The 20771-nt window shown below is 69.4% G+C and carries 17 protein-coding genes; 7 read left to right on the top strand and 10 right to left on the bottom strand.

Going from position 1 to position 20771, the window contains the following annotated elements; genetic code table 11:
* Positions 1 to 40: 40 nt before the first annotated feature.
* On the bottom strand, positions 41 to 805 hold the full coding sequence (locus A5789_RS38420; RefSeq protein WP_063018518.1) for a DUF6319 family protein: 765 nt from the start codon (positions 803 to 805) through the stop codon (positions 41 to 43).
* A 416-nt stretch (positions 806 to 1221) separates the two neighbouring features.
* On the opposite strand from A5789_RS38420, the gene A5789_RS21850 reads away from it, so the two are divergent.
* The 3 genes from A5789_RS21850 (at position 1222) to A5789_RS21840 (ending at position 4257) form a co-directional block, all read left to right on the top strand.
* Positions 1222 to 2007 carry a maleylpyruvate isomerase N-terminal domain-containing protein gene (locus A5789_RS21850; protein ID WP_064905961.1) on the top strand — a complete coding sequence of 262 codons (786 nt, stop codon included), beginning with the start codon at positions 1222 to 1224 and terminating at the stop codon, positions 2005 to 2007.
* Positions 2008 to 2125: 118 nt separating this feature from the next.
* On the top strand, positions 2126 to 2929 hold the full coding sequence (locus A5789_RS21845; RefSeq protein ID WP_082857425.1) for an SAM-dependent methyltransferase: 804 nt from the start codon (positions 2126 to 2128) through the stop codon (positions 2927 to 2929).
* A 32-nt stretch (positions 2930 to 2961) separates the two neighbouring features.
* Positions 2962 to 4257, top strand: coding sequence for a sensor domain-containing diguanylate cyclase (locus tag A5789_RS21840; protein WP_064905959.1), 1296 nt, complete (start codon positions 2962 to 2964; stop codon positions 4255 to 4257).
* Here the strand turns inward: A5789_RS21840 and A5789_RS21835 are convergent.
* Positions 4251 to 4691 (bottom strand): MerR family transcriptional regulator, encoded by a 441-nt coding sequence (locus A5789_RS21835; protein WP_064905957.1) that lies wholly within the window; start codon positions 4689 to 4691, stop codon positions 4251 to 4253. The genes A5789_RS21840 and A5789_RS21835 overlap by 7 nt on opposite strands.
* A 157-nt stretch (positions 4692 to 4848) precedes the next feature.
* Between A5789_RS21835 and A5789_RS21830 the strand changes: the two genes are divergently transcribed.
* Together A5789_RS21830 and A5789_RS21825 are read left to right on the top strand one after the other, a co-directional pair.
* Positions 4849 to 5754 carry an MBL fold metallo-hydrolase gene (locus A5789_RS21830; protein WP_227462795.1) on the top strand — a complete coding sequence of 302 codons (906 nt, stop codon included), beginning with the start codon at positions 4849 to 4851 and terminating at the stop codon, positions 5752 to 5754.
* Between the two features lie 87 nt (positions 5755 to 5841).
* Entirely contained in the window at positions 5842 to 6933 is a 1092-nt protein-coding gene (locus A5789_RS21825; protein WP_064905954.1) for an aminotransferase class V-fold PLP-dependent enzyme, read from the top strand.
* On the opposite strand, the gene A5789_RS21820 is transcribed toward A5789_RS21825, so the two are convergent.
* From A5789_RS21820 to A5789_RS21800, 5 genes are all read right to left on the bottom strand, one after another.
* Positions 6927 to 9422 (bottom strand): AAA family ATPase, encoded by a 2496-nt coding sequence (locus tag A5789_RS21820; RefSeq protein WP_064905952.1) that lies wholly within the window; start codon positions 9420 to 9422, stop codon positions 6927 to 6929. The genes A5789_RS21825 and A5789_RS21820 overlap by 7 nt on opposite strands.
* Positions 9419 to 10798 carry an AAA family ATPase gene (locus tag A5789_RS21815; protein WP_064905950.1) on the bottom strand — a complete coding sequence of 460 codons (1380 nt, stop codon included), beginning with the start codon at positions 10796 to 10798 and terminating at the stop codon, positions 9419 to 9421. The genes A5789_RS21820 and A5789_RS21815 overlap by 4 nt, the downstream gene beginning before the upstream one ends.
* Before the next feature lie 64 nt (positions 10799 to 10862).
* Positions 10863 to 11447 (bottom strand): dihydrofolate reductase family protein, encoded by a 585-nt coding sequence (locus A5789_RS21810; RefSeq protein ID WP_030515447.1) that lies wholly within the window; start codon positions 11445 to 11447, stop codon positions 10863 to 10865.
* 123 nt (positions 11448 to 11570) lie between these two features.
* Positions 11571 to 12080: a hypothetical protein gene (locus A5789_RS21805; protein WP_064905948.1), complete on the bottom strand. Its 510-nt coding sequence runs from the start codon at positions 12078 to 12080 to the stop codon at positions 11571 to 11573.
* 142 nt (positions 12081 to 12222) lie between these two features.
* Positions 12223 to 12957 carry a MerR family transcriptional regulator gene (locus A5789_RS21800; RefSeq protein ID WP_064905946.1) on the bottom strand — a complete coding sequence of 245 codons (735 nt, stop codon included), beginning with the start codon at positions 12955 to 12957 and terminating at the stop codon, positions 12223 to 12225.
* Positions 12958 to 13074: 117 nt separating this feature from the next.
* Between A5789_RS21800 and A5789_RS21795 the strand changes: the two genes are divergently transcribed.
* Entirely contained in the window at positions 13075 to 13440 is a 366-nt protein-coding gene (locus A5789_RS21795) for a DUF1707 domain-containing protein (RefSeq protein WP_064906005.1), read from the top strand.
* A gap of 6 nt (positions 13441 to 13446) precedes the next feature.
* Here the strand turns inward: A5789_RS21795 and A5789_RS21790 are convergent, their stop codons facing one another.
* A complete protein-coding gene (locus A5789_RS21790; protein ID WP_082940871.1) occupies positions 13447 to 15876 on the bottom strand; it encodes a serine/threonine-protein kinase in 2430 nt (809 codons plus the stop codon).
* 127 nt (positions 15877 to 16003) lie between these two features.
* The gene (locus A5789_RS21785) at positions 16004 to 17554 is read right to left on the bottom strand and encodes an amino acid permease (protein ID WP_063018512.1); all 1551 of its coding nucleotides are present in this window, start codon (positions 17552 to 17554) and stop codon (positions 16004 to 16006) included.
* Positions 17555 to 17738: 184 nt separating this feature from the next.
* Between A5789_RS21785 and A5789_RS21780 the strand changes: the two genes are divergently transcribed.
* Positions 17739 to 19001, top strand: a complete 1263-nt coding sequence (locus tag A5789_RS21780; RefSeq protein ID WP_064905944.1) for an SPFH domain-containing protein — start codon at positions 17739 to 17741, stop codon at positions 18999 to 19001.
* 135 nt (positions 19002 to 19136) lie between these two features.
* On the opposite strand, the gene A5789_RS21775 is transcribed toward A5789_RS21780, so the two are convergent.
* The coding region (locus A5789_RS21775) for an NAD-glutamate dehydrogenase domain-containing protein (protein WP_197516679.1) at positions 19137 to 20771 on the bottom strand (1635 nt) is incomplete at its 5' end.

Here is a 20771-nt window from a genome sequence, read left to right as displayed (position 1 = left end):
GCGGCCGCGAATTCGGAGGGAGCTGTGGCGTGCGGCCCGGTTAGCCGGACAGTTCGTCGAGCAGGCGCCGGGCCTGTTCGAGTTCGGCCTGGAGTTGTTCGACCTTGGCGCGCTGAGAGTCGCGAACGGCGTCCAGGACGGAGTCGACCACCTCGGCGACCTCCGGATGCAGCAGCTTCGCGGCCTGCGCCACCGAGGCACCCGCCACCGCCAGGCCCTTGATCGTGCGCTTCTTACCGTGCACCACATCCACGGCCCATTCCCCGTCGGCGGTGCCGGACAGGGTGACCGTCACCTCGGGGGCCTTGGATTTGCGGGCGGCCGCGGCCGACTTCTGGGGACGGGCGGCCGGCGTGGCGGCGGGTTTGGCCGCCGGCTTCTGATCCGAAGCAGGTTGCGGCGCAGGCGTTTTCGACGCCGCGGCGGGCACGGCTGCCGGTGTGGTCGGCGCGGACGGCGCGGTCACGGACGACGACATGCTCACTGCGGTGTCCTTCCTCGTTGCCGGCGTAGCGCCGGTGGTCTCGGATGTGGTGGTGCGCTTGTCCTTGCGGGCGGGCTTGGCCAATGTCACCTCGGTCGGCGAGAACGACATGACATCCTTCGATCCGGTCGGCCGGACCTGCAGGAAATCGCCGTCGGCCGGATCACCGAGTGCAATCACCTTGCCCGAACGCCCCTCGGATACTCCCACTGCCGCCGGAGTGAACCACACCATGGGTGGCCGGCCGTCGGCGAGCTCGGCCGCTATCTGTCGAATCTCGGTGTCGGACAACGGTTGCGGTTTGGTTCGTGGGGACGACATGGTGTACTCCGGGCGGGCTCGTAGACATCTGCGTGCCAAGAGCATGCCCCATGGCACCGACAAGTCCACATCGTGCGCGACACCCGGGTTACGGCAGACATATCGGCAACAGCTCAGCGAATCGGCCGATCCGCGCGCGGCGAACTCGGCCGCGTGCACAACGCGGCATCCGGAATCGTCGGTGTCCGTCGGTTCGCCCGCGTACGAGACCACTGCAATGTTTCGGCGAACCGTTCGGCCGGCCCCTTCGCCGGCGCACCGGCACAGACGGACGTCCCGGCGGGTGCGGCGACGTTGCCGCAGTGTGCCGAGGCGCCGGTCCGGGGCCGAAATCGGCGCGCGCTCTGGCTCCCGGCGACCACGAACCGGTAGCGTGCGCTGTTCATGAGGAGTTCGGTGGTCGTCGAGGTCTGCCGATGAGTTCGCGATATCTGCCCGGCCTCAGTGACGAGCGCCGCGCGGTGCTCGAATTCTGCGGGGAGTTGACCGAGGAGCAGTGGGCCGCGCCCAGCGCGGCCGCCGGATGGTCGGTGGCCGAGGTCGTCATCCACATGACGACCGGAGTGCGCGCGCTGCTCACCCCGAGTGCCGCCGCCATCGTGGCCACTCGCGATCTGGAGCGCCTCAACGAACAGCTGGTGGACGAAAAACGTTCGCACACAACGCGTCACGTATTGCCGGAATTCGACACCTGGTCGCGGCGCGGCGTGCGGGCGCTGTCGCTGTTCACCGCGGCGGGGATACGGCGCATACAGCTCCCGATCGGTGAGCTGGGCTGGTACCGGCTGGACCTGATTCCGGCGATGCTGCTCTTCGACTGGCACACGCATCTGCGCCACGACATCGCGCCCGCGCTCGACCTTCCCCCGCCACCCACCGACGCGCTGCGCATGAACGCCATCCTGACCTGGCTCACCGTACTGCTGGAGCGTTCCCATCGCGAGGCGCTGAGCTGGCTCGACGCCCCGGTGGCGCTGACTTTCACCGGCCCCGGCGGCGGTACCTGGCGGATCGAGCCGCGGGGCGGACGGCTGCGGGTGCGGCCCGGTCAGGCCGCCGGCGCCGCCGCCCATATCGCCGCGCTGGCGCTGGAGTTTCCGCAGTGGGGTACCCGGCGGTTGCCGTGGCGGGCGGGCGCGGTCGCGATCACCGGCGATGCCGAGCTCGGCGCCCGCGTACTCGACTCGATCAATCTGGTCTGAGCGGCCGACGCATGTCCGCGGACCGGACCCGCGTGGGCGTACAGTTGGGCTTCGACAAGATCGGCCCCGGACCCCGCGGTCCGGCGGGCCGATTCTCGATCGGCAAGAGGGGATTCGAGTGGACAGGCCAGCGTGGGCGCCCGAGGGCGTGGATATGCAGCGGCCCAGCCCGGCCCGGATGTACGACGCGCTGCTGGGCGGTTCCCACAATTTCGAAGTGGACCGGCACGCCGCGGCGGAGGGGCGCAAGCTGGTGCCGGATCTGCCGCGGCTGGCATTGAGCAACCGCGCTTTTCTGCGCCGGGCGGTCCGATTCATGATCGACTCCGGGATCCGGCAGTTCCTCGATGTCGGATCAGGAATTCCCACCGCTGGGAATGTGCACGAGGTCGCGCACGACATCGATCCCTCGATCCGGGTGCTCTACGCCGACATCGACCCCGTCGCGGTCACCCATGCGGCCACCATCCTGGAGGGCAACGACCACGCGGGCGCCATCGAGGCGGATCTGCGCAAGCCGGAGGAACTGCTCGCGCGCGCCCGTGAGACCGGCCTGATCGACTTCGATCGTCCCGTCGGTCTGCTGCTGGTCGCCGTGCTGCATCTGCTGCAGGACGAGGAACGTCCGCGCGAGCAGGTCGCCGCGTTGCGGGCGGCCGTGGCGCCGGGCAGCTATATCGCGATCTCCCATCTGTCCTCGGCACACCGGCCGGAGGCGGCCGCGCGGATTCACGAGGAATCGACCAGCGGCGTCGGAATCCGTTTCCGCGACCGCGCGGCCATCGTCGACATGTTCACCGGCTGGGAACAGGTCGAGCCGGGCGTCGTCGAATTACCTCTGTGGCGCCCGGAATCCGAGCGTGACCTGCACGAGACGCCGGGACGCTCGCTCGGTTTGGGCGGCGTGGGGCACAAGGTGTGACGGGGTCCACGGGATAGGCAGGGGTTTGCAGGGTGGGTTCGCAGGAGTTGGCGGCGCGGTGGGCCGACGCACTCGACGGAGTGGTCGCGCCGACGCTGACGCGAACCGAGATCGAGACCCTGCTCACCGGCCTGTGCGAGGAACTGCTGGGCACGCTGCGCGGCACCGTCGGCGTCGAGGCCGCCCGGCTGGCCGCCTCGTCGCTGGTCGCCGCGAATTATCGCGACGATGCCGCGGTGAGCCGATCGGTGGCGGTGATCTGCCGCGATATGGTCGCCGAGATCTGCCCGGACCCCGGTGAACCCGATTACGAGACCGTCCGCGACCGCGCCGTCACCGTGGCCGCGGAGTTCGCCGCCGGATTCACCGCGGCCCTGCGCGGTGCCGCTCTGGCCGAACAGGAGACGACGCTGAGCGCCGCACTGGCCGCGGTCCGTGAGGAACAGGCGCGGCGGCAACTGTCGGAGGCCCGGTTCGGCGCCATCTTCGCCGGCGCCTCGGTGGGCATCGGCACCATCGACGCCGAGACCGGCAGGGTCCGCGATGTGAACGCCGCTTTCGCCGAGATGCTCGGTGTGCCGATCGACCTGATCCTCGGCCGGTCGGTGGCGGCGGTGCTGGGCGAGGGCAACGTCGGTGAGGCCTACACCCAGTTCCAGCAGCTGTTGCGCGGCAGTCTGGACCGCTTCCGGATGGAGACGTCGCTCACCCGGCCCGACGGTCACCATTCCGATATCGACCTGTCCATGTCGGTGGTGCGGGACGCGCGCGGCAGGGTGCGATTCCTGATCGGGGTGGCCGTCGACATCACCGAGCGCAAGGCGCTGGCCGACCGGCTCTGGCACGAAGCCCATCACGACGATCTGACCGGGCTCGCCAATCGGCTGCTGTTCTTCGACCGGCTGGCGCAGGCCGAGCCGCCGATCGGACTGTGCTATCTCGACCTGGACGGATTCAAGGAGATCAACGACGATTACGGGCACACCATCGGTGATCGCGTGTTGCGTACGGTCGCCGAGCGACTGGGGGCGGCGGCCGAGCCCGATGGGCTGGCCGCTCGGATCGGGGGCGACGAGTTCATCGTGCTGATCGAACGGTGCGCGGGCGAGACGCAACTGGTCGACATGTCGTCCCGGCTGCTGGCGGCACTCGGCGAACCGGTCGTGGTGGCCGGTGGGGCGATCACGGTGGGCGCCTCGATCGGCACCGCACTGGTCACCCGGCAGCCCGAGGCGGTCGACGATCTCATGCATGCCGTCGACACCGCGATGTACCGCAACAAGAGTGCGCGGCAACGGCCCGGCAGCCGGTCACGCCTGCATCAGTGAGCCGGCAGCGGCGAGGGGTCTCGATCCGCGAATTCGTGCCGGTCGCGCTCGTCGCCGTATCGGGCGAGGAAACCGGAGCAGTCGGGACATTCGGCGAGGATGGGATGGCGGCAATCGAGGATGTGGGCGAGGAAGCGATCGGTGGCCTCGAACAGGTCGATGCGGCGGCGCAACTGTGTCCGCTCGGCGGCAATCAGGGCCAGCCGTTCGTCGCGCCCGGAGATGCCGAGTTCCCGGATCCGGCGCAGCGACAACCCGGTGCGCTGCAGGGTGCGGATCAGCCGTGCCCGGTCGAGAGTCTGTTCGTCGTAGGCGCGATGCCCGGAGGGACTGCGGGCCGGATGCAGCAGCCCGACCGATTCCCAATGGCGCAGCACATGCGCCTCGACGCCGATCGCCACGGCGGCGTCGCCGATCTTCAGTCCCTCGTCCATCGCCGGCCTCACCCCTTTACTTCATGTCGACCTTAAGTTTTATCGTGCCACAACACGTGGCGACGATCCCGTCGTTCGCGGCCCACCCACAGAACGGACGAATGACATGCCGGATCCGGTGAAGACACCGAGTGTGCTCGAATGCTGCACTGCCGCAGTGGGTTCCGTGCGCGGGCTGATGCTGCCCCGCCGGCTCGATCGGCGCTTCCTGGCCTCGATCCCCGATGCCGGGCTGCCCGAGCCCCGAGGCGTCGTCTCGGTGCGCGCGCTGCCGCAGGCACCACGGTCGGTGCCGACGGCGGCGGTCGTCGAGGGAACGTTCACCCCGCGCCGTATCGACAACGCGCTGACCGCCTTCGTCGTCGAGCATCCGCAGGCCCGGTTCGTGGTCGACCCCGGCGTCTGCCTGGATGCCGAACGTCGCGCGATCGCGCAGCTCCCGGCGGTCCTGCGGGTCGCGGTGCGGCCCCCGGCCGCAACCGTGGCGACCGTCGACTCGCTGCGTCAACACGATCCGCGACCGCTGGATTTCGCGCTGCCCACGCACGCGCATTGGGATCATGTCTGCGGTCTGCTGGATCTGCCGGAACTGCCGGTCCACATGCACCGCGTCGAGCAGCGGTGGATCATGACGGGTCCGGTCGCGCCGGTCGGCGGCGTCCGCGATGCGCTGCGGGAGCGGCCCGTGGTCGAATACGACCTCGACGGACCGCCGGTGCTGACGTTCACCGCGAGCCACGATCTGTTCGGCGACGGGACCGTGGTGCTGGTGGATCTGTCCGGGCACACCCCCGGCAGTATCGGCGTCCTCGCCCACACCCGGCGGGGCTGGGTCCTGCTCGCCGGGGATGCCGCCTGGCACCACCTGCAGATCGACAAGATCCGCCAGAAGGCAAGCTACCCGGGCGGTTTCGCCGATGACGATCGCGAACTGACCTTCCGCACACTGCACCGGCTGCATCTGGCGCGCACGACGGTGACGGTGGTGCCGACCCACGACCACGCGGCCGCCCAGCGGTTGCGCGCCGAGGACGCGAACGTGGGCGCGGCGAGCGACGGCTGAGGTCGCGGCGGTTCGGCACCTTCGACCGGTCCAGCGAGCCTCGGGTGGCTATGGACCGGCGGGCCACTCGCTCGCGACCATGGCCTCATGACCTCCTCGGCGTATGTTCCCGCTCTGGCCGGCCACGAATTCGCGGTCGACACCACCTATCTCGACACCGCCTCGTACGGCATTCCGCCGGCCCGCGCGTTCACGGCGGTGCGTGAGGTTCTCGACGGGTGGGCGAGCGGGCATCGCGCACCCTCGCGCTACGACGATCGGGTGGATCGGCTGCGCGCGGCCTATGCCCGCATCCTCGACGGCGCGACGGCAGCCGATGTGGCGATCGGCAATTCGGCCGCCGCGCTCATCGGCCCGGCCGCGGCCGCACTCGCGCCCGGCTCCGAAGTACTGGTCGCCGCAGGCGATTTCGCCTCCGTACCCAATCCGTTCCGCTACCGCGGAGATCTGCGGGTACGCACGGTGGAACTGGAGCGATTGGCCGAGGAGGTTCGACCGGATACCGCGCTGGTGGCCTGCAGTCTCGTCCAGTCCGCCGACGGCCGGACGGTCGATCCGGCGCGGTTGCGCGAGGCCACCGCGGCGCACGACGCGCTGCTGCTGTTCGACGTCTCGCAGGCGGCGGGCTGGTTGCCGCTGCGATTCGCCGATGCCGACATCTGGGTGTGCGCGAGCTTCAAATGGCTGCTCGGCGCTCGCAGTGTCGGGCTGCTGGCGATCCGGCCGGAGATCGCCGACCGGGTGCGCCCGCATGCGCCGGGCTGGTACGCGGCCGCCGACCGCTGGGCGGAAATGTATGCACCACAACGACTTGCCGATACCGCGCGGCGCTTCGACGCCACGCCCGATTGGCTGGGCGTGGTAGGCGCGCTGGCCGGAGCGGAACTGCTGGAGGAGTTGACGATTCCGGCGATTCAGGCCCACGATCTGGCGCTGGCCGACCGCTTCCGCGCCGGACTGGACGACCTGGGCCTCACGCCCGTGCCCGGACGAGCGCCGATCGTGTCGATTCCGGGCGCCGCGGCCGCCGCCGACGCCCTGGCCGAGGCCGCGGTGGTGACCACGGCCCGAGCGGGTGCGCTGCGGGTGTCGTTCCACGTCCACAACGATTCCGACGATGTCGACCGTGCCTTGAAAGCCTTGAGCGACAGCCGGAGTCGAACGACGTCGGGTCAGTAGGTGCGGCGCGGACGTCCCGGTGGCTGTCGCGATTCGGCACGCACGCGATCGCGCAGTTCGCCGGGAATGCGGTGGATGATCGCCGAGCGGTCGGCGGCCGCGAGTTTGCGGCGAATGGTCGCCACCTGGGCGTCGACCGTGCGGACCGACGTCCCGCGGCGCACCGCGACCGCACTGTTGGTCCACCCGGCGGCCACCAGAATCGCGATATCGCGTTCGGCGGGTGAAAGTTCCTGCCATCGTGCGTCGTCCGGACCGGCGTCGGCGTCCTCGACGATCTCCAGCCGCCCGAGGAAATACCGCTGCAACTCGTCGTCCTGCGGCCGCATCCGCCCACCGCGACGCACCGCGGCGGCGTAGCTCTCGGCCCCGAGCACCGCGGTCGCGGCCGCGCGCGCCGCCAAGGATCCCTCCACCACCAGCGGCACCCGGTCCGAGGCGATCCCCATCGAGCGATGCAGCGCGGCCGTGCCGCCCTGCAGGTAGGCGATCTCTCGCGCGGCCGCCGCGAGCTCGTCCGGGCGCGCGCCGGATTCGATACGCCGCGACAGGATCGCGGCCAGCGCGACGGTGCAGAAATGGATGATCCAACCCGCGGTCCAGGTATCTCCGCGATCGAGATGCGCGGCCACCGCCTCCCGGCCCCGGCGCACGGCGTCCGCGGGGTCGCCGTGGCGGATGGTGGCGACCAGTTCCGCGAACTCCGCCCACGAAACCGCCCACGGCGCATCCGTTTTCGCCGCGTCGTGCAGGTGGCGGCGCACCACCCGCCCGGCCACCTCCGGGGTCGCCAGGCTGGCGGCCGCGAGCACGGTGAACAGATCACTACGCTGGGTGCCGCCGCGATCGCCGACGGCCGCGAACTTCCGGCGGGCGCGCGACAACACCTCGATCGAGCGCAGGTCCAGGCGAATCAGGAACAGTTCCAGTCCCCAGGTGAATTCGACCTGGGCCGGCAGGCCGATGTCGTCGGCGGTGTGCTCTCGCCACTCCCGGCGCAGCACGGGATCGGTGAGACATTCGGCGGCACATTCGCCGAGAAGGCGGGAGGTGTAGTCGAATCGGCCCTGCCACACCGCGATCCAGCCGATCAGGGCCTTGGCGGTGATCCGCAGCGACGACAAGGCCGGATCGTTGCCGACCACCCCGAGGGCGCGTTCGGTGAGCCCGGCGACCGCGCGGTTGGTGCCGGTGAGGAACGGCACCCGCAATGCCATGACCACGGTGGCGATCTCGAGTCCGATCACGGCCTCGGCCGGATCGCCGAGGCTGGTCTCCACCGCGAGCAGCACGTCGTTCCATGCCCCGCGGACCCAGTCGATCCACTCCATCTCGTCGGGGCCGTACCACATCGCCTGTCCGGCAACGACTTTGTCACGGAAGTAGCGACGATGGCGGGCAGGCATGCCGGACGGTGAGGCCGCACCGTCCGGTCGCTCCTGCAGCCGGAGGCGGGCGAACGCGCGCACGCTCTCGGGCAGGAAATAGCGCACCGAGGTGGCCGTCATGCGGGTCGACACCAGCGACCGTTCGACCAGTCGCTCCAGCGTGGCGGCGATGACCGGCTCGGGCAACGCCTCGTCGGCGCAGACCTGCGCCACCGCGCTGTATTCGATACCGCCGCTGCGGGTTTCCTCGTCACCGGGGTCGAATCCGGCCGCGAAGACCGACATCCGGTCCAGCAGCAGGCGTTCGGCGTCGGTGCACAGCCCGTAGGACCAGGCGATCACGTCACCGACGTTGCGATGACGCTCGTCGGCGCCGGCCCGCACACCCGACGACCAGTGCATCCACGCCTCGGAGTCGGTGCCGGTGAGATCGCGCAACACCTCGGCGAGCGGCCGGTAGCGCAGCCGGGCCGCGGCCAGCCGGATGAACAGCGGATTGTTGTCCACCTGCCGGCAGATCCGGGCAGCCAGTTCCAGGGTCGCGGGATCCGCGGCGATGGGCCGGCCGGTCAGTTCGGCACGCCGCCGGAACAGTTCCAGCGCATGGTTTTTGGTGAGTGGCGGCACCGGCACCAGCCGCTCGTCGGTCCAGCCGATCGGTTCCCGGCTGGTGGCCACGACGGTGACGTCCGGATTCACGCTCAGTAGCTCGACGATCAGCCGCGCCACCGGATGCAGCACGTGTTCACAGTTGTCCAGGACCAGGACGGTGCGAGCGGCGCCGAGCGCGGCGAAGGCCTCGAGCAGGCAGTCTTCCGCGCTGCTGCCGGTGGTCGCGGTCGGTGCGACGGTGCGCACGATCTCCTCGGCGACCGCCTCGGCGTCGGCGCCGGTCTCCAGCCGCGCCAACCGCACCCACAGCACGTGATCGCGACCGGGCCGCTGGGACCTGCGCAACGCCTCGGTAGCCAGCGTCGTCTTACCGATCCCACCCGGTCCGAGCAGCGTGATCAGCCGGGGCCCACCGGGTTCGAGCAGTTCGGCGATGCTGCGCAGTTCCGCTGTCCGGCCGACGAATTGGGATATCCACGGTGTGGTCACGACCGGGCCGTCTCGCGCCGGGCCAAAGCCTCGCTGCGCATCCGCTCCCGGGCCTCGGCGGGCAGATGCCGGGCGATCTCCGCGCGCGAGGTGATCTGCAACTTCTGCCGGACCATCGCCACCTGGGCATCGACCGTGCGCACCGAACTGCGGCGGCGCACGGCGATGGCGCTGTTGGGCCAGCCCGCGGCCGCCAGCACCGCCACCTCACGTTCCGCCCGCGACAGGCTCTCCCAGCGCTCCGACTCCGGCCGCGCCGCCGCCACCGCGCCGACCGGCGGTTGTGCCGTGACGACACACGGCTGCTGGGGCAGCGCCGAGCCCTCGGCGCGGCGCACCTCCAGCCGGCGCAGCTGCAGATGCCGGGCCGCGAGCCGATTGGCCTCGACCGGATCACGCCGGTGCAGTTCGGCGCGCGCGACGAGGCGGACACATTCGGTGAGATACCACCGTGCCGAGGTCCCGGTCAGCCGCACGATCACCAGCGACCGTTCCACCAGCCGGTCCAGTGTCGATTCGATCGACACCGCGGGCAACGCCTCGTCGGCACAGATCGCCTCGATCGCCTCCCGATCGGCTCCGCCGCCCGCGGAGCCACCCGGAAAGACCGACAACCGTTGCAGCAGAATGGATTCGGCTGGGGTGCAGCGACTGGTGGACCATGCGATGTTGGCGCCGATATCGCGGTGGCGTGCTTCCACCCCGACCCGGGCACTGTCGGACCATTGCAGGCGACGGTCGTAGGCATCGCCGCTCACCTCGTGCAACACGATGGCGGGCGGATGGTGCCGCAATCTGATCGCGGCCAGCCGCAGTCCGAACGGATTGTGGCTCATATGCGCACAGATCCGCCGGAGGATATCGTCGTCCTCGTCGCCGTCGCCGGCCGTGCGGCCGGTGAGCTCCATGCGAATGCGCAGCAGCCGCAACGCCTGTGCGGGATCCAGCGAGGGCACCGGGACGAGTTGTTCGTCGATCCAGCCGATCGGTTCGCGACTGGTGGCCACGACGGTCAGCGCCGGGTCGGCTTCGAGCAGGTCCGCGAGCTCGGTCGCGAGGGCGGTCACCAGCCGATCGCAGCTGTCCAGGACCAATACGTGCGGGGCGCCGCCGGGCCGGGGCGCGAACTCGCGCAGTTCGGCGATCGCGGTCTCGGCGTCCAGTTCCGCCAGCGCCAGCCAGCGCGTGGGCAGGTCTACGTCGCGGCGCAGCGTTTCGATGGCCAGCCTGGTCTTGCCGATACCGCCGGGGCCGGTCAGGGTGATCAGCCGTGCGCCACGGGCGATCAGCGCGGTTATCCGCTCTCGCTGCGCGAGCCTGCCCACGAACTCACTGCTGGTGGCGGGCAGTACACCGATGCGCGATCGCTGGAACATAGTAGGAACAAGTTAGCCCACCGTGCCCCCGTCGTGTGTCCGGATTCGATACCGCGATCTGCGACTACCCCGTTCGCGCGACCGGCGCGGCCTGTTGATAGTGCATCTGCACGACCGCGCTGTCGAAGGTCATGATGTCCACCAGCTGCAGTCCCGCCGTATCCAGCGGTTTGGGGAACAGCGGCACCCCACCGCCGAGCAGCAGCGGGTGCACGAACAGCCGGTATTCGTCGACGAGATCGTGTTCGAGAAAGTACGAGGCGGTTTGCGCACCGCCGAAGACCACGACGGGTCCGGTCGAGGCCGCCCGCAGCGCGCTGATCTCGCCGATCGGATCCGCACCGATCACCCGGGTGTTCCAGCCCGGATCGCGCAGCGTATGGGAGAACACCAGTTTCGGTGTGCGTTTCCAGCAGCGCGCGAATTCGACGTAGAACGGCGAGATGGCCGGATCGGCATCGGCATAGGGCCAGAACGCGGCCATGATCTCGAATGTCTTACGGCCGTAGACGAACACCTCGGCCGCCCGTAGTTCGTCCAGGAAGGACTCACACAGCTCTTCGTCCACCACCGGCCAGTGAATTTCCTGGTCGGGCCCCTCCGCGTATCCGTCGAGCGACATCTGCATCCACAGTGTCACGCCTGCCATCGCTCACCCATCTGCCGTAACTTGCCGACGTGTGATTGTTCCCCCCGGTGGGGGCGGCGCGCATCGGTAATGTTCGGGCGCACCTACTTAAGTAGGTTGCGCCCGTTACCTATAGGTGCCGGATCAGAGCAGTTCGCCGTCGCGGCACAGGCTCGACGAACGCCAGGTCGGCGCCGGGCCCTCGCCCTGGAAGCGCCACTGGGAGATCGGCCCGGCTGCTCGCCAGTACAGACCGCCCGAGGCCGGAACCGCCTCGTACACATCCTCGGTCCCCGCGATCAGCTGATCGCCCACGCAGTAGTCGTTGTAGGACGTGCCCGGCTGGCGTGCGCCGGGACTGAAGCGACCGGCCGGGTTTCCGAGCGCGCCCGGATTGGCCACGGTGTCGGCGCGGTGGGACGGGCCGTCCGCATTCCACCGGGCGGCGCCGAAAAGTTCACTGCGGCAACTGAATGCCCAGCCGCCGGCATGTACCTGCGTCCCCGGGGCGAAGGCGGCGCCGGCCCACAGACAGTACGGTCCGGGCGCCTGTGCCGCGGCCGGACCGGCGGACAGGCCCACGACCGCGGCACCCGCGACGGTCGCGGCCAGCAGCAGGGATCGGGTGGCGCGGGCAAAGGTGGCTGCGGTCATCGGTGTGTCTCCGTTCAATCGTGCACTTCCGACGCTGATGGACGGAAGTATCGGCCACACCGTTAATGTACCGTTAGATAACGGCACGTTATATCGCGAGGTGTCCCCAGGGATGGGAGTGAGGAAATTTCGCGGTGAACGCTCAGGAGTCGGCGAGCGCCTCGTTCAGCGCACTGTCCTGATCGAGATACCGGGCCACGAACCGGCCGATCAGTTCGGCGCCGGCCTGTGCCGGGACGGTCCGGATCGCCTCGGAGCCCGCGGCCAGCCCGGCCACATCGGCCGGCGTGCCCGCCGAATCCTGGAAGCCGGTCCACACCGTGCGCTGGAACAGGTCCGTGAAGCGGCGCGCGATCCGGTCGCATTCGGTCGCCAGCCGCTCGAATTCGGCGATGATCTCCGGCTCCGGCACACCCGCGGCGGCCAGCCGGTCGGCGGCCTGCAGCAGCATCGGATCGGCGGCGCGGTAGGTGCCGGCGTCGACCGGCTCGTAGAGGCCGAGGGCGACGACCCGGGCCAGTCCGTTGGGCACCTCGCGCAACCGTTGCGCCAGGTCGGTCGCGGCGATCGTCACATCGGCCGGCGATTCGGCGCCCGACGACGCATCGGGCTCCGCGACACCCAGAATGTCGCCGAGATCGTCACCGCGATCCCAGGCGTTGAGCAGTTCCTTGATGCCATTGAGTTTGATGCCGCGGTCCAGCAATCGGCTGATGGTCCGCACCCGGTTGAGGTGTTCGGCGCTGTAGAAGCCGGTGCGACCCTTGACCTGCGGCGGCGGCAGCACACCGCGCTCGTGGTACACCCGCAGGCTGCGCACGGTGGTCCCCGCCTCACGCGCGAGCTCGTCGATGGTGTACTCGGTCCGGGTCGTCATACATCAAGGAAACCACACTGAAACATACGTGGATCGAAAGTGTGCGGCGGCATGCCGGTTCCCATCCTTGGCGGTTCGATTGCGATCCGCGGGGGTGGCGGACCTATCCTGCTGTGCATGGACGATATGGCGGACGCGCGCCCCAGCGTCGCCGAGCGAGAGCGCGCACTGCAAGAATTGTCACAGCAACTGGGCGCCGGCAGATTGACCCTGCCCGAATTCGACGAGCGCACCGCGCTGGCCACCCGGGCCGATACCCGCGTCGAGCTGGCGGCGCTGTTCACCGATCTGCCCGCCGTCACCCCCGATCCCCCGGCCGCGCCCGCACCGGCCAATCCGCTGCCCTCCCTGGCCGTCCTGGCCGGTGCCATCACGGTCTTCGCGGGGGCGGCGGCATGGGCGGCCGGAAACTGGTTGTGGCTGTTGCTGATCGCCGCGGCGCCGGTGGCCGTGGTGCTCTGGCGGGTGCGCGGGGTCGCCTGAGCCGGTTCACCACCGGGTGCGCGGACGTACCTGATTGGCCAGATCGACGAGCCGGTAACGATGCAACCGGCCCGGTGCCGTGCGGGCGAGGGCGCGCAGCGAGGTCTCGAGCCCCAGCTGCAGACCGGATTCGGTGAGCGCGAAGCCCAGCAGGGTCGCCTCGGGCCGGCGCGGCTGCCCGCCCGCACGCACCCATTCCAGCGCCGCGCCCACCACGACGACCTGCAACTGCGAGGCCCGCGGTTCCTCCGGCAGCGCCTCCAGGCGCAGCGCGGCCGCGGCGAGGTCCTCCTCGGTCACCTCCGCCACCGGTCGCGACACCAGCAGCAGTCCGCCGGTCATGTGGGCCAGCGCGTAGTGCCGTGAGGACATCGGCACCCGGTCGAGTACCGCGACGGCGTCGAGCAGTTCGCCGTCCGCGGCCAGTCGCCGCGCCAGTCCGAACGCTGCGCTGACCACCCCGTGGTTGGTGCGCCAAACGGTCCGATAGAAGTCGACCGCGGCCCGGTGCCAGCGATCCGGATCGGCCGGTAGGTCGAGATGTTGCAGGACCAGTTCGGCGGTGGCCGCCAGCGCGAGCGCGGGGGCGATCTCCCCGGGCAGCATGGCGTGCACGGTGTTGAACTGCGTGTAGGCGTGCTCGAAGGCGCCGTCGAGCAGATCGGCGATACCGCGGTACCAGGTCAGCCGCCAGTCGGTGTCGTAGTCGAGCATCAGTTCCCGCAACAGGGCCCGCGCCGGTTCCACCTCGCCCAGATCGAGATGGGCGCGCACCGCGGTGAGGGCGCCCTCGAGTTCGAAGGAACCGGTGTCGGCCAGCACCCCGGAGGCGATCCGATCGCGTATGCGCCGCAACGTATCCAGCGCGTGGCGCGGATCCCCGTGCAACAGCGTGGACATCAGCTCGGCACTGGGATCGGTGCTGTCCATCAGCGGAACCGGCAGGGCGGCCACCACCGCGCGCGCGTCGAGGGTCGGCATCCGGTGGCGGCCGTCGACGATACCGTCGGTCTGGCCGATCAGCGTCTCGATGCCGAAATCACCACGCATGGAACCGAATTCGACCGAAGCCTGCGGATGTTCCCGGTCGGTGTCGGTGGCCAGCACCATCCGGAGCACGCCGGTGAGCTGGCAGTACATCGAATAGGTGGAGGGGAATCGGCGGGCCGGTTCGGGATCGGTGGCCCGGCACAGCAGCCGATACAGCGACGGATAGCGGACCAGCAGCGGATGTGCCTGCGGCTCCGGCATTTCCGGCAGCTGATGGCCGCGCTCGTCGCGCGGCAACTGCATCACCAGTGCCGCCAGGGTGCGGCCCACGGTGTAGATGTCGGAGGCGACGGTGGGCCCGGTCTCGGTGATCTCTGGCGCCTGGAAACCCGGTGTGCCGTAGATACTTCCGAACGACTCCATGGCCGCCACCGCACCGAGGTCGATGAGTTTGACCTCGTCCTCGCTGACCATGATGTTGTCGGGTTTGAGGTCGTTGTAGGACAATCCGAACGAATGCAGGTAGTCCAGCGCCGGCAGAACCTCCATCACGTACGCGATGGCCTCCGCCACCGGAATACGCTGCGGCGCACGCTGATCGAGCACACGCTTGAGCGACTGCCCGCCGACGTACTCCATCACGATGTAGCCGTCGGCGACATCGCGGCCCGGGCCGCGGTGCTTGACGAAGTTGTAGATCTTCACGATGCCGGGATAGGCGACCTCCGACAGGAACTGCCGCTCCGCGAGCGCGACCACGTGCGCCTCGAAATCCTGCGGATTCTGCAGGCCCTTCAGCACCACCCAGCGATCGCTGACGTTGCGGTCGACGGCCAGGTAGATCCAGCCCAGACCGCCGTGCGCCAGGCAACCCTGCACCTCGTACTGTCCGGCGACGACCTCACCCGGTTGCAGAATCGGCCGGAAGTTGAACGGGGACCGGCATTTTCCGCAGTCCCCCGCGACCTGCCCGGGGCCCGCGTCGCCCGCGCGCCCGACCGGGGAGTTGCATTTCCAGCAGAACCGCTTCTCCTCGGGCACTTCCGGGTCGTCCAGCACCGCGGCACGCGGATCCACCGAGACCACCCGCGGCATCTCCACCAGGCCGGCGCCCAGCCGGCGCGGACTCGGTCGCGAGCGCGCGCTGCGACCGGAGCCGGTGTCGGTGCCGAGCGTGTCGACCTCGACATCCGCGGTCACCGGCCCCGAGAACGGGTCCGGCTCGAAACTCGTTGCGGCACCGTTCTTCTCGACAGCGATGCCGCCGGCCTGCCGCACGGACGGTTCATCCGGAGAGTCCACCGCGACGCGCAGTCGCTGCGAGAGTTCTGTCCCACCGTTGCGTCGCGTCGCCCACGGATGCGCATCGGGTCCGCGCACCTCGCTGCGGCGGATGCGGCGATTCGCCCACGGATGCGGAAGTGGCGTATCGGGTCGCTCCGGCATGAGAAACCTCCCGAGGCCGCTGATGAACCGGGGCCTCATTCTCGTTCCCCGTTCGCGGTCCCGCGTTCGCGAGCTTCCCAAGGCCGGGAACAGCTCCGCCCCGGTGGTACCGGGGCGGAGGGAGCGACTACTTCTGGGCGTCGGGCGCTGATCCCGGCTCCCCGGATTCGGCTGCCGACTCGGCCGCCTCGTTCTGTAGCGGACGCTCCGCCAGCACCGGGAACTGACCGGTGTAGCCGAGACGCTCGGTGGCCATGGCCAAGACCTTGCGGCGGGCCAGGAACCAGCCCGCGACCAGCGCGGGCAGCATGACGCACACCATGGCCAGCACGGCGAAGCGCTGCACGTCGTCGTCGCTGGCGGCCATCAGGACCACCACGGCCGCCAGGAACACCAGGGTCGCGATGCTGGTGTACGGAGCGCCGATCAGCCGGAACGACGGCCGCTCGACCTTGCCGATGCGCGACCAGCGCCACAACTGCAACTGGCACAGGATGATCGCCGTCCACGCGAAGATCGTGCCCAGCGCCGACATGTTCAGCACGATCTCGAACGCCTTGTCCGGCACCATCGCGTTGAGTCCGACACCGATCAGCGCGATGCACCCGGTAGCGAGGATGCCGACGTAGGGCACACCGGAACTCGACATACGCGAGGCCACCTTGGGCGCGCTGCCGTTCATCGCCATCGAGCGCAGGATCCGGCCCGTGGAGTAGAGCCCGGCGTTCAGGCTGGAGAACGCGGCGGTCAGCACGACGAGATTCATGATGGACCCGGCGCCGTTCACCCCGAGTTTGGAGAAGAAGGTGACGAACGGGCTCTCGCCGGCGTGGAAGTCGCTGTAGGGCAACAGCAGTCCGAGCAGGACCAGCGAACCGACGTAGAACAGCGCGATCCGTGCGATCACCGAATTGATCGCGCGCGGCATGATCTTCTCCGGATTCTCGGCCTCACCCGCGGCGGTGCCGATCAGCTCGACCGCCGCATAGGCGAAGACGACACCGGTGGTGACGGTGACCAGCGGCAGGAATCCGGTCGGGAACAGACCGCCGTGCGCGGAGAGCAGGCTCAGGCCGGTGGTCTGGCCGTCCAGATCGAAGCGGCCGCCGAGGATGACCACACCCACGATCAGGAAGGCGACCAGCGCGACCACCTTGATCAGCGCCGCCCAGAACTCGAGCTCGCCGAACCAGCGCACCGAGATCAGGTTGATGCTCACCACGATCGCCAGTGCGATCAGCGCGATGAGCCACTGCGGAATGCTGCGGGTCCCTCCCCAATAGTGGACATAGGTCGCGATCGCGGTGATGTCTACGATCCCGGTCATACACCAGTGGAAGAAGTACATCCAGCCGACGCCGAAAGCCAGCTTCTCCCCGTAGAACTCGCGAGCGTAGGAGACGAACGATCCCGAGGAGGGGCGATGCAGCACCAGCTCGCCGAGCGCTCGCAGGATGAAGAATACGAAGATTCCACAGACGGCGTAGACGAGGAACAGGCCCGGGCCCGCGTCGTGCAGGCGGCCGGCTGCGCCGAGGAACAGGCCGGTGCCGATGGCACCGCCGATGGCGATCATCTGCAGCTGCCGGGGGCGCAGCGATTTGTGATAGCCCGCATCCTCGGCATGCAGCGCGTCCGCGGGCGCCGTCGCCTCCGAGGGAGGTCGAACAGTTGTCATGGGGGAGGACCTTTCACGTGACGGCGATCATATCTATGGGCAATGTACCGTCATTCAACGGCACGTTCAATACGTGGGATGGGTTGTAACACAACGGAAATGCCATCCGCCGAGGTCGGCGGTAGATCATACCGATAGGTATCGGTACGCTGGATAACGACAACGGCCGAGGAAGGGCGAGGATATGGCCTGGTTCGAGCGGGAATTCATCGCCGTCCCGGACGGTCGCAAGGATCAGCTGGTCTACAAGTGGCCCGATCTGAACATCCGGCGCTACAGCCGGACGATCGTCAACGCCGATCAGATCGCACTGTTCGTCAAGTCCGGCCGGGTCGTCGCGACGATGGGGCCGGGGCGCCATCGCGTCGACGCCGACGAGCTGCCGGTACTCGGTGCGCTCGTCGACACCGTCACCGGCAACAACTTCTACCGCGCGGAGCTGTACTTCGTTTCCACGCGCGAATTCGCGGGCGTCAAATTCGGCGGCCGGCTCGACGACATCGTCGACCCGGCCAGCGAGCAGATCGTGACGCTGCGGGTCTTCGGCGAATTCGCCCTGTCCGTCCGCGATCCCGCGCAACTGATCACCTCCCTCGTCGGCACCACCGATCTCACCGATCCTGCCGGAGTTCAGGCCTGGTGCGCGGATTTGCTGCTCAAGTCGATGAAGATGACCGTGTCGCACGGCATCTCGGAGGGCGACTGGCAGGTGCTCGGCCTCTCGGCGCAGCTGCAGTCGATCGAGTCCGCGGTGGTGCGCCAGACCAATCTCACGCTGTACGAGTACGGAATGCGGATCTCGCGCATGGGCAATTTCGACATCACCCTGGCACCGGAGGACGCCGAGCGGCTCAAACGACTCGCCAAGGATGTCACCTACATCCGGCTCGCCGGCGACTTCCAGCGTTACGCCGCCGGGGAAATGGCCCTGGGCGCGGGACAGGGAATGGCGCACGGACACGGCGGCGGAGAAGGTGGATTCCTCGGTGCCGCACTGGGTCTCAACGCCATTGCCGGCATGGGTCAGCAGTCGACGGTGCCGTGGGCCGCGCAGCAATCCCCGCCACCCCCGCCGCCGCCGTTCGGTCAGCCCGCGGGCCGACCGGCCCTGCAACCGCCACCCACACCGGAGCCGACGACCTCGGGCTCGCTGCCGCCGACAACTCCCGCCGGGGCCGACGACTCCGCGACGACCGGCTCCCCCGCCGCCTCCTCGAGCGCGGAATCGCCTTCGTCCGCGGCGTCACGGCTCGAGAGTGACGAGGCCACCGCCTCGGAGCAGGTGACCTGCGCGGCCTGCGATACCGACAACCCCCGCACCGCGCGGTTCTGCATGCACTGCGGGACCCGGCTGGCCGCTCCCCCGCGGCACTGCGCCGAATGCGGTGCGGACCTCCCGCCCGCGGCCCGGTTCTGCGGCGCCTGCGGCACCCCCGCCGGCCCGTGAGCCGCCGCGGCTGCTCGCTGGGACCGGGATTCGCGGACGCCGCCGCCCACTCGTGAAACCGAGTGGGCGGCGGCGGGTTCCGGAGTGGGTTCGGGTGTGCCGGTCCCAGGCGGCGCACCCGAACCCACCGGCAGGTCAGCTGGGCACCGTCGCCGTCGTTTCGGCGCTGCCGACCATGCTGCGGACCTGGCGTGCGGCTACCGACAGGGTCGCCAGGTCGTGGGCGTCGGAGGTGAAGATCTCCCCGAGTGCCGCGCGAGCGCGGCTGAGACGGGAGCGGTTGGTCGATTCCCAGTAGGCGATCTTCTCCTCGGGGGTGTCGACCGGTTCCGTGGTGGTCAGCACGTCGGCGGTGAGCGAGCGCAGCGAATCGTAGAGATCCTCGCGAACGGCCAAGCGCGCCAGGGTCTGCCACCGATCGCCGCGATCCAGTCCGGCCACCGCGGACAGCAGGCGCTGGATGTCGAAGTGGGCGTCCAGCGCGTAGTAGAGGGCGGCCACCTCGTCGGCATCGCGTTCACAGATATCGGCGATGTCGAGCACGTCCAGCAGCGGGAACCGATGGATCAGCAGGAACACCTCCTCTGCCAGTTCCCGCGGCGCGCCGTGACCGATCGGTCCGCCGGAGCGCGACATCAGATCGTCGGCGAGCGCGCCGGGCCGCCAGGCCGGCACCCGGGCCGCCAGCGCCCGCACCCCGTCGCGGTAACGCGCGATGCCGGCACCGACCGCGATCGGCTGCGGCCGGTTGGTCAGCAGCCAGCGCGCCGCCCGGTCCAGGGTGCGCTTGGTCTCCATCTCCAGCTCGTTGCGCGCCGCGGCCGGCATCGGCGTGGTGCGGATGCGCTCCCACAGCGATCGCAGATCGAAGATCTCCACGGCCGCGGTGAAGGCGCGCACCGCATCGTCGGTGGTGGCGCCGGCCTCCTCGGCGAGCCGGAAGGCGTAGGTGATGCCGCCGTAGTCGACCATATCGTTGACCACCATGGTGGCCAGGATCTCCCGGCGCAGCGGATGCCGGCCGATCGCGGCGCCGAAGCGCTCCCGCAGCGGTGTCGGGAAGTACCCCGGCAGCAGCGCCTCGAACGCACTGCTGTCCAGCAGATCGCCACCGAGCAGATCCGACTTGAGCGAAAGCTTCACGTGCGCAAGCAGATTGGCGAGCTCGGGTGAGGTCAGCCCGGCACCGGCCGCGGCGCGCCGGTCCAGTTCGGCATCCGAGGGCAGTGCCTCGAGCTGCCGGTCCACACCGCGCCGGGTCTCCAGTTCCGCGATCAACCGCCGGTGCACCCCCACCATGGCGGCCGCATTCGAACGCGACAGACCCATCCGGAAGTTCTGGGAGATGTTGTCGCGCAACACCAGTGCCGAGACCTCGTCGGTCATCTCGGCCAGCAGGGCATTGCGGTCCGAGGCGGCCAGCTCGCCGGAGGAAATCGCCGCTCCCAGCAGGACTTTGATGTTGACCTCGTGGTCGGAGCAGTCCACGCCGGCGGAGTTGTCGAGCGCGTCGGTATTCATCCGGCCACCGAGTTTGCAGAACTCGATCCGGCCGAGTGCGGTGGCGCCCAGATTGCCGCCCTCGCCGATCACTCTGACGCGCAACAGATCCGCGTCGACCCGCACGGCGTCGTTGGATTTGTCACCCACGTCGGCGTGCGATTCGGTACTGGCCTTGATGTAGGTGCCGATACCGCCGTTCCACAGCAGATCGACCGGCGCCAGCAGGATCGCCCGGATCATTTCCGGCGGGGACAGCGTGCTCACGCC

This window comes from Nocardia sp. 852002-51101_SCH5132738 (genome assembly GCF_001665695.1).
In the GTDB taxonomy this organism is placed as follows: domain Bacteria; phylum Actinomycetota; class Actinomycetes; order Mycobacteriales; family Mycobacteriaceae; genus Nocardia; species Nocardia nova.
The sequence above is the reverse complement of the archived record's forward strand: the minus strand, read 5'-3'. Positions and strand labels throughout refer to the sequence as shown.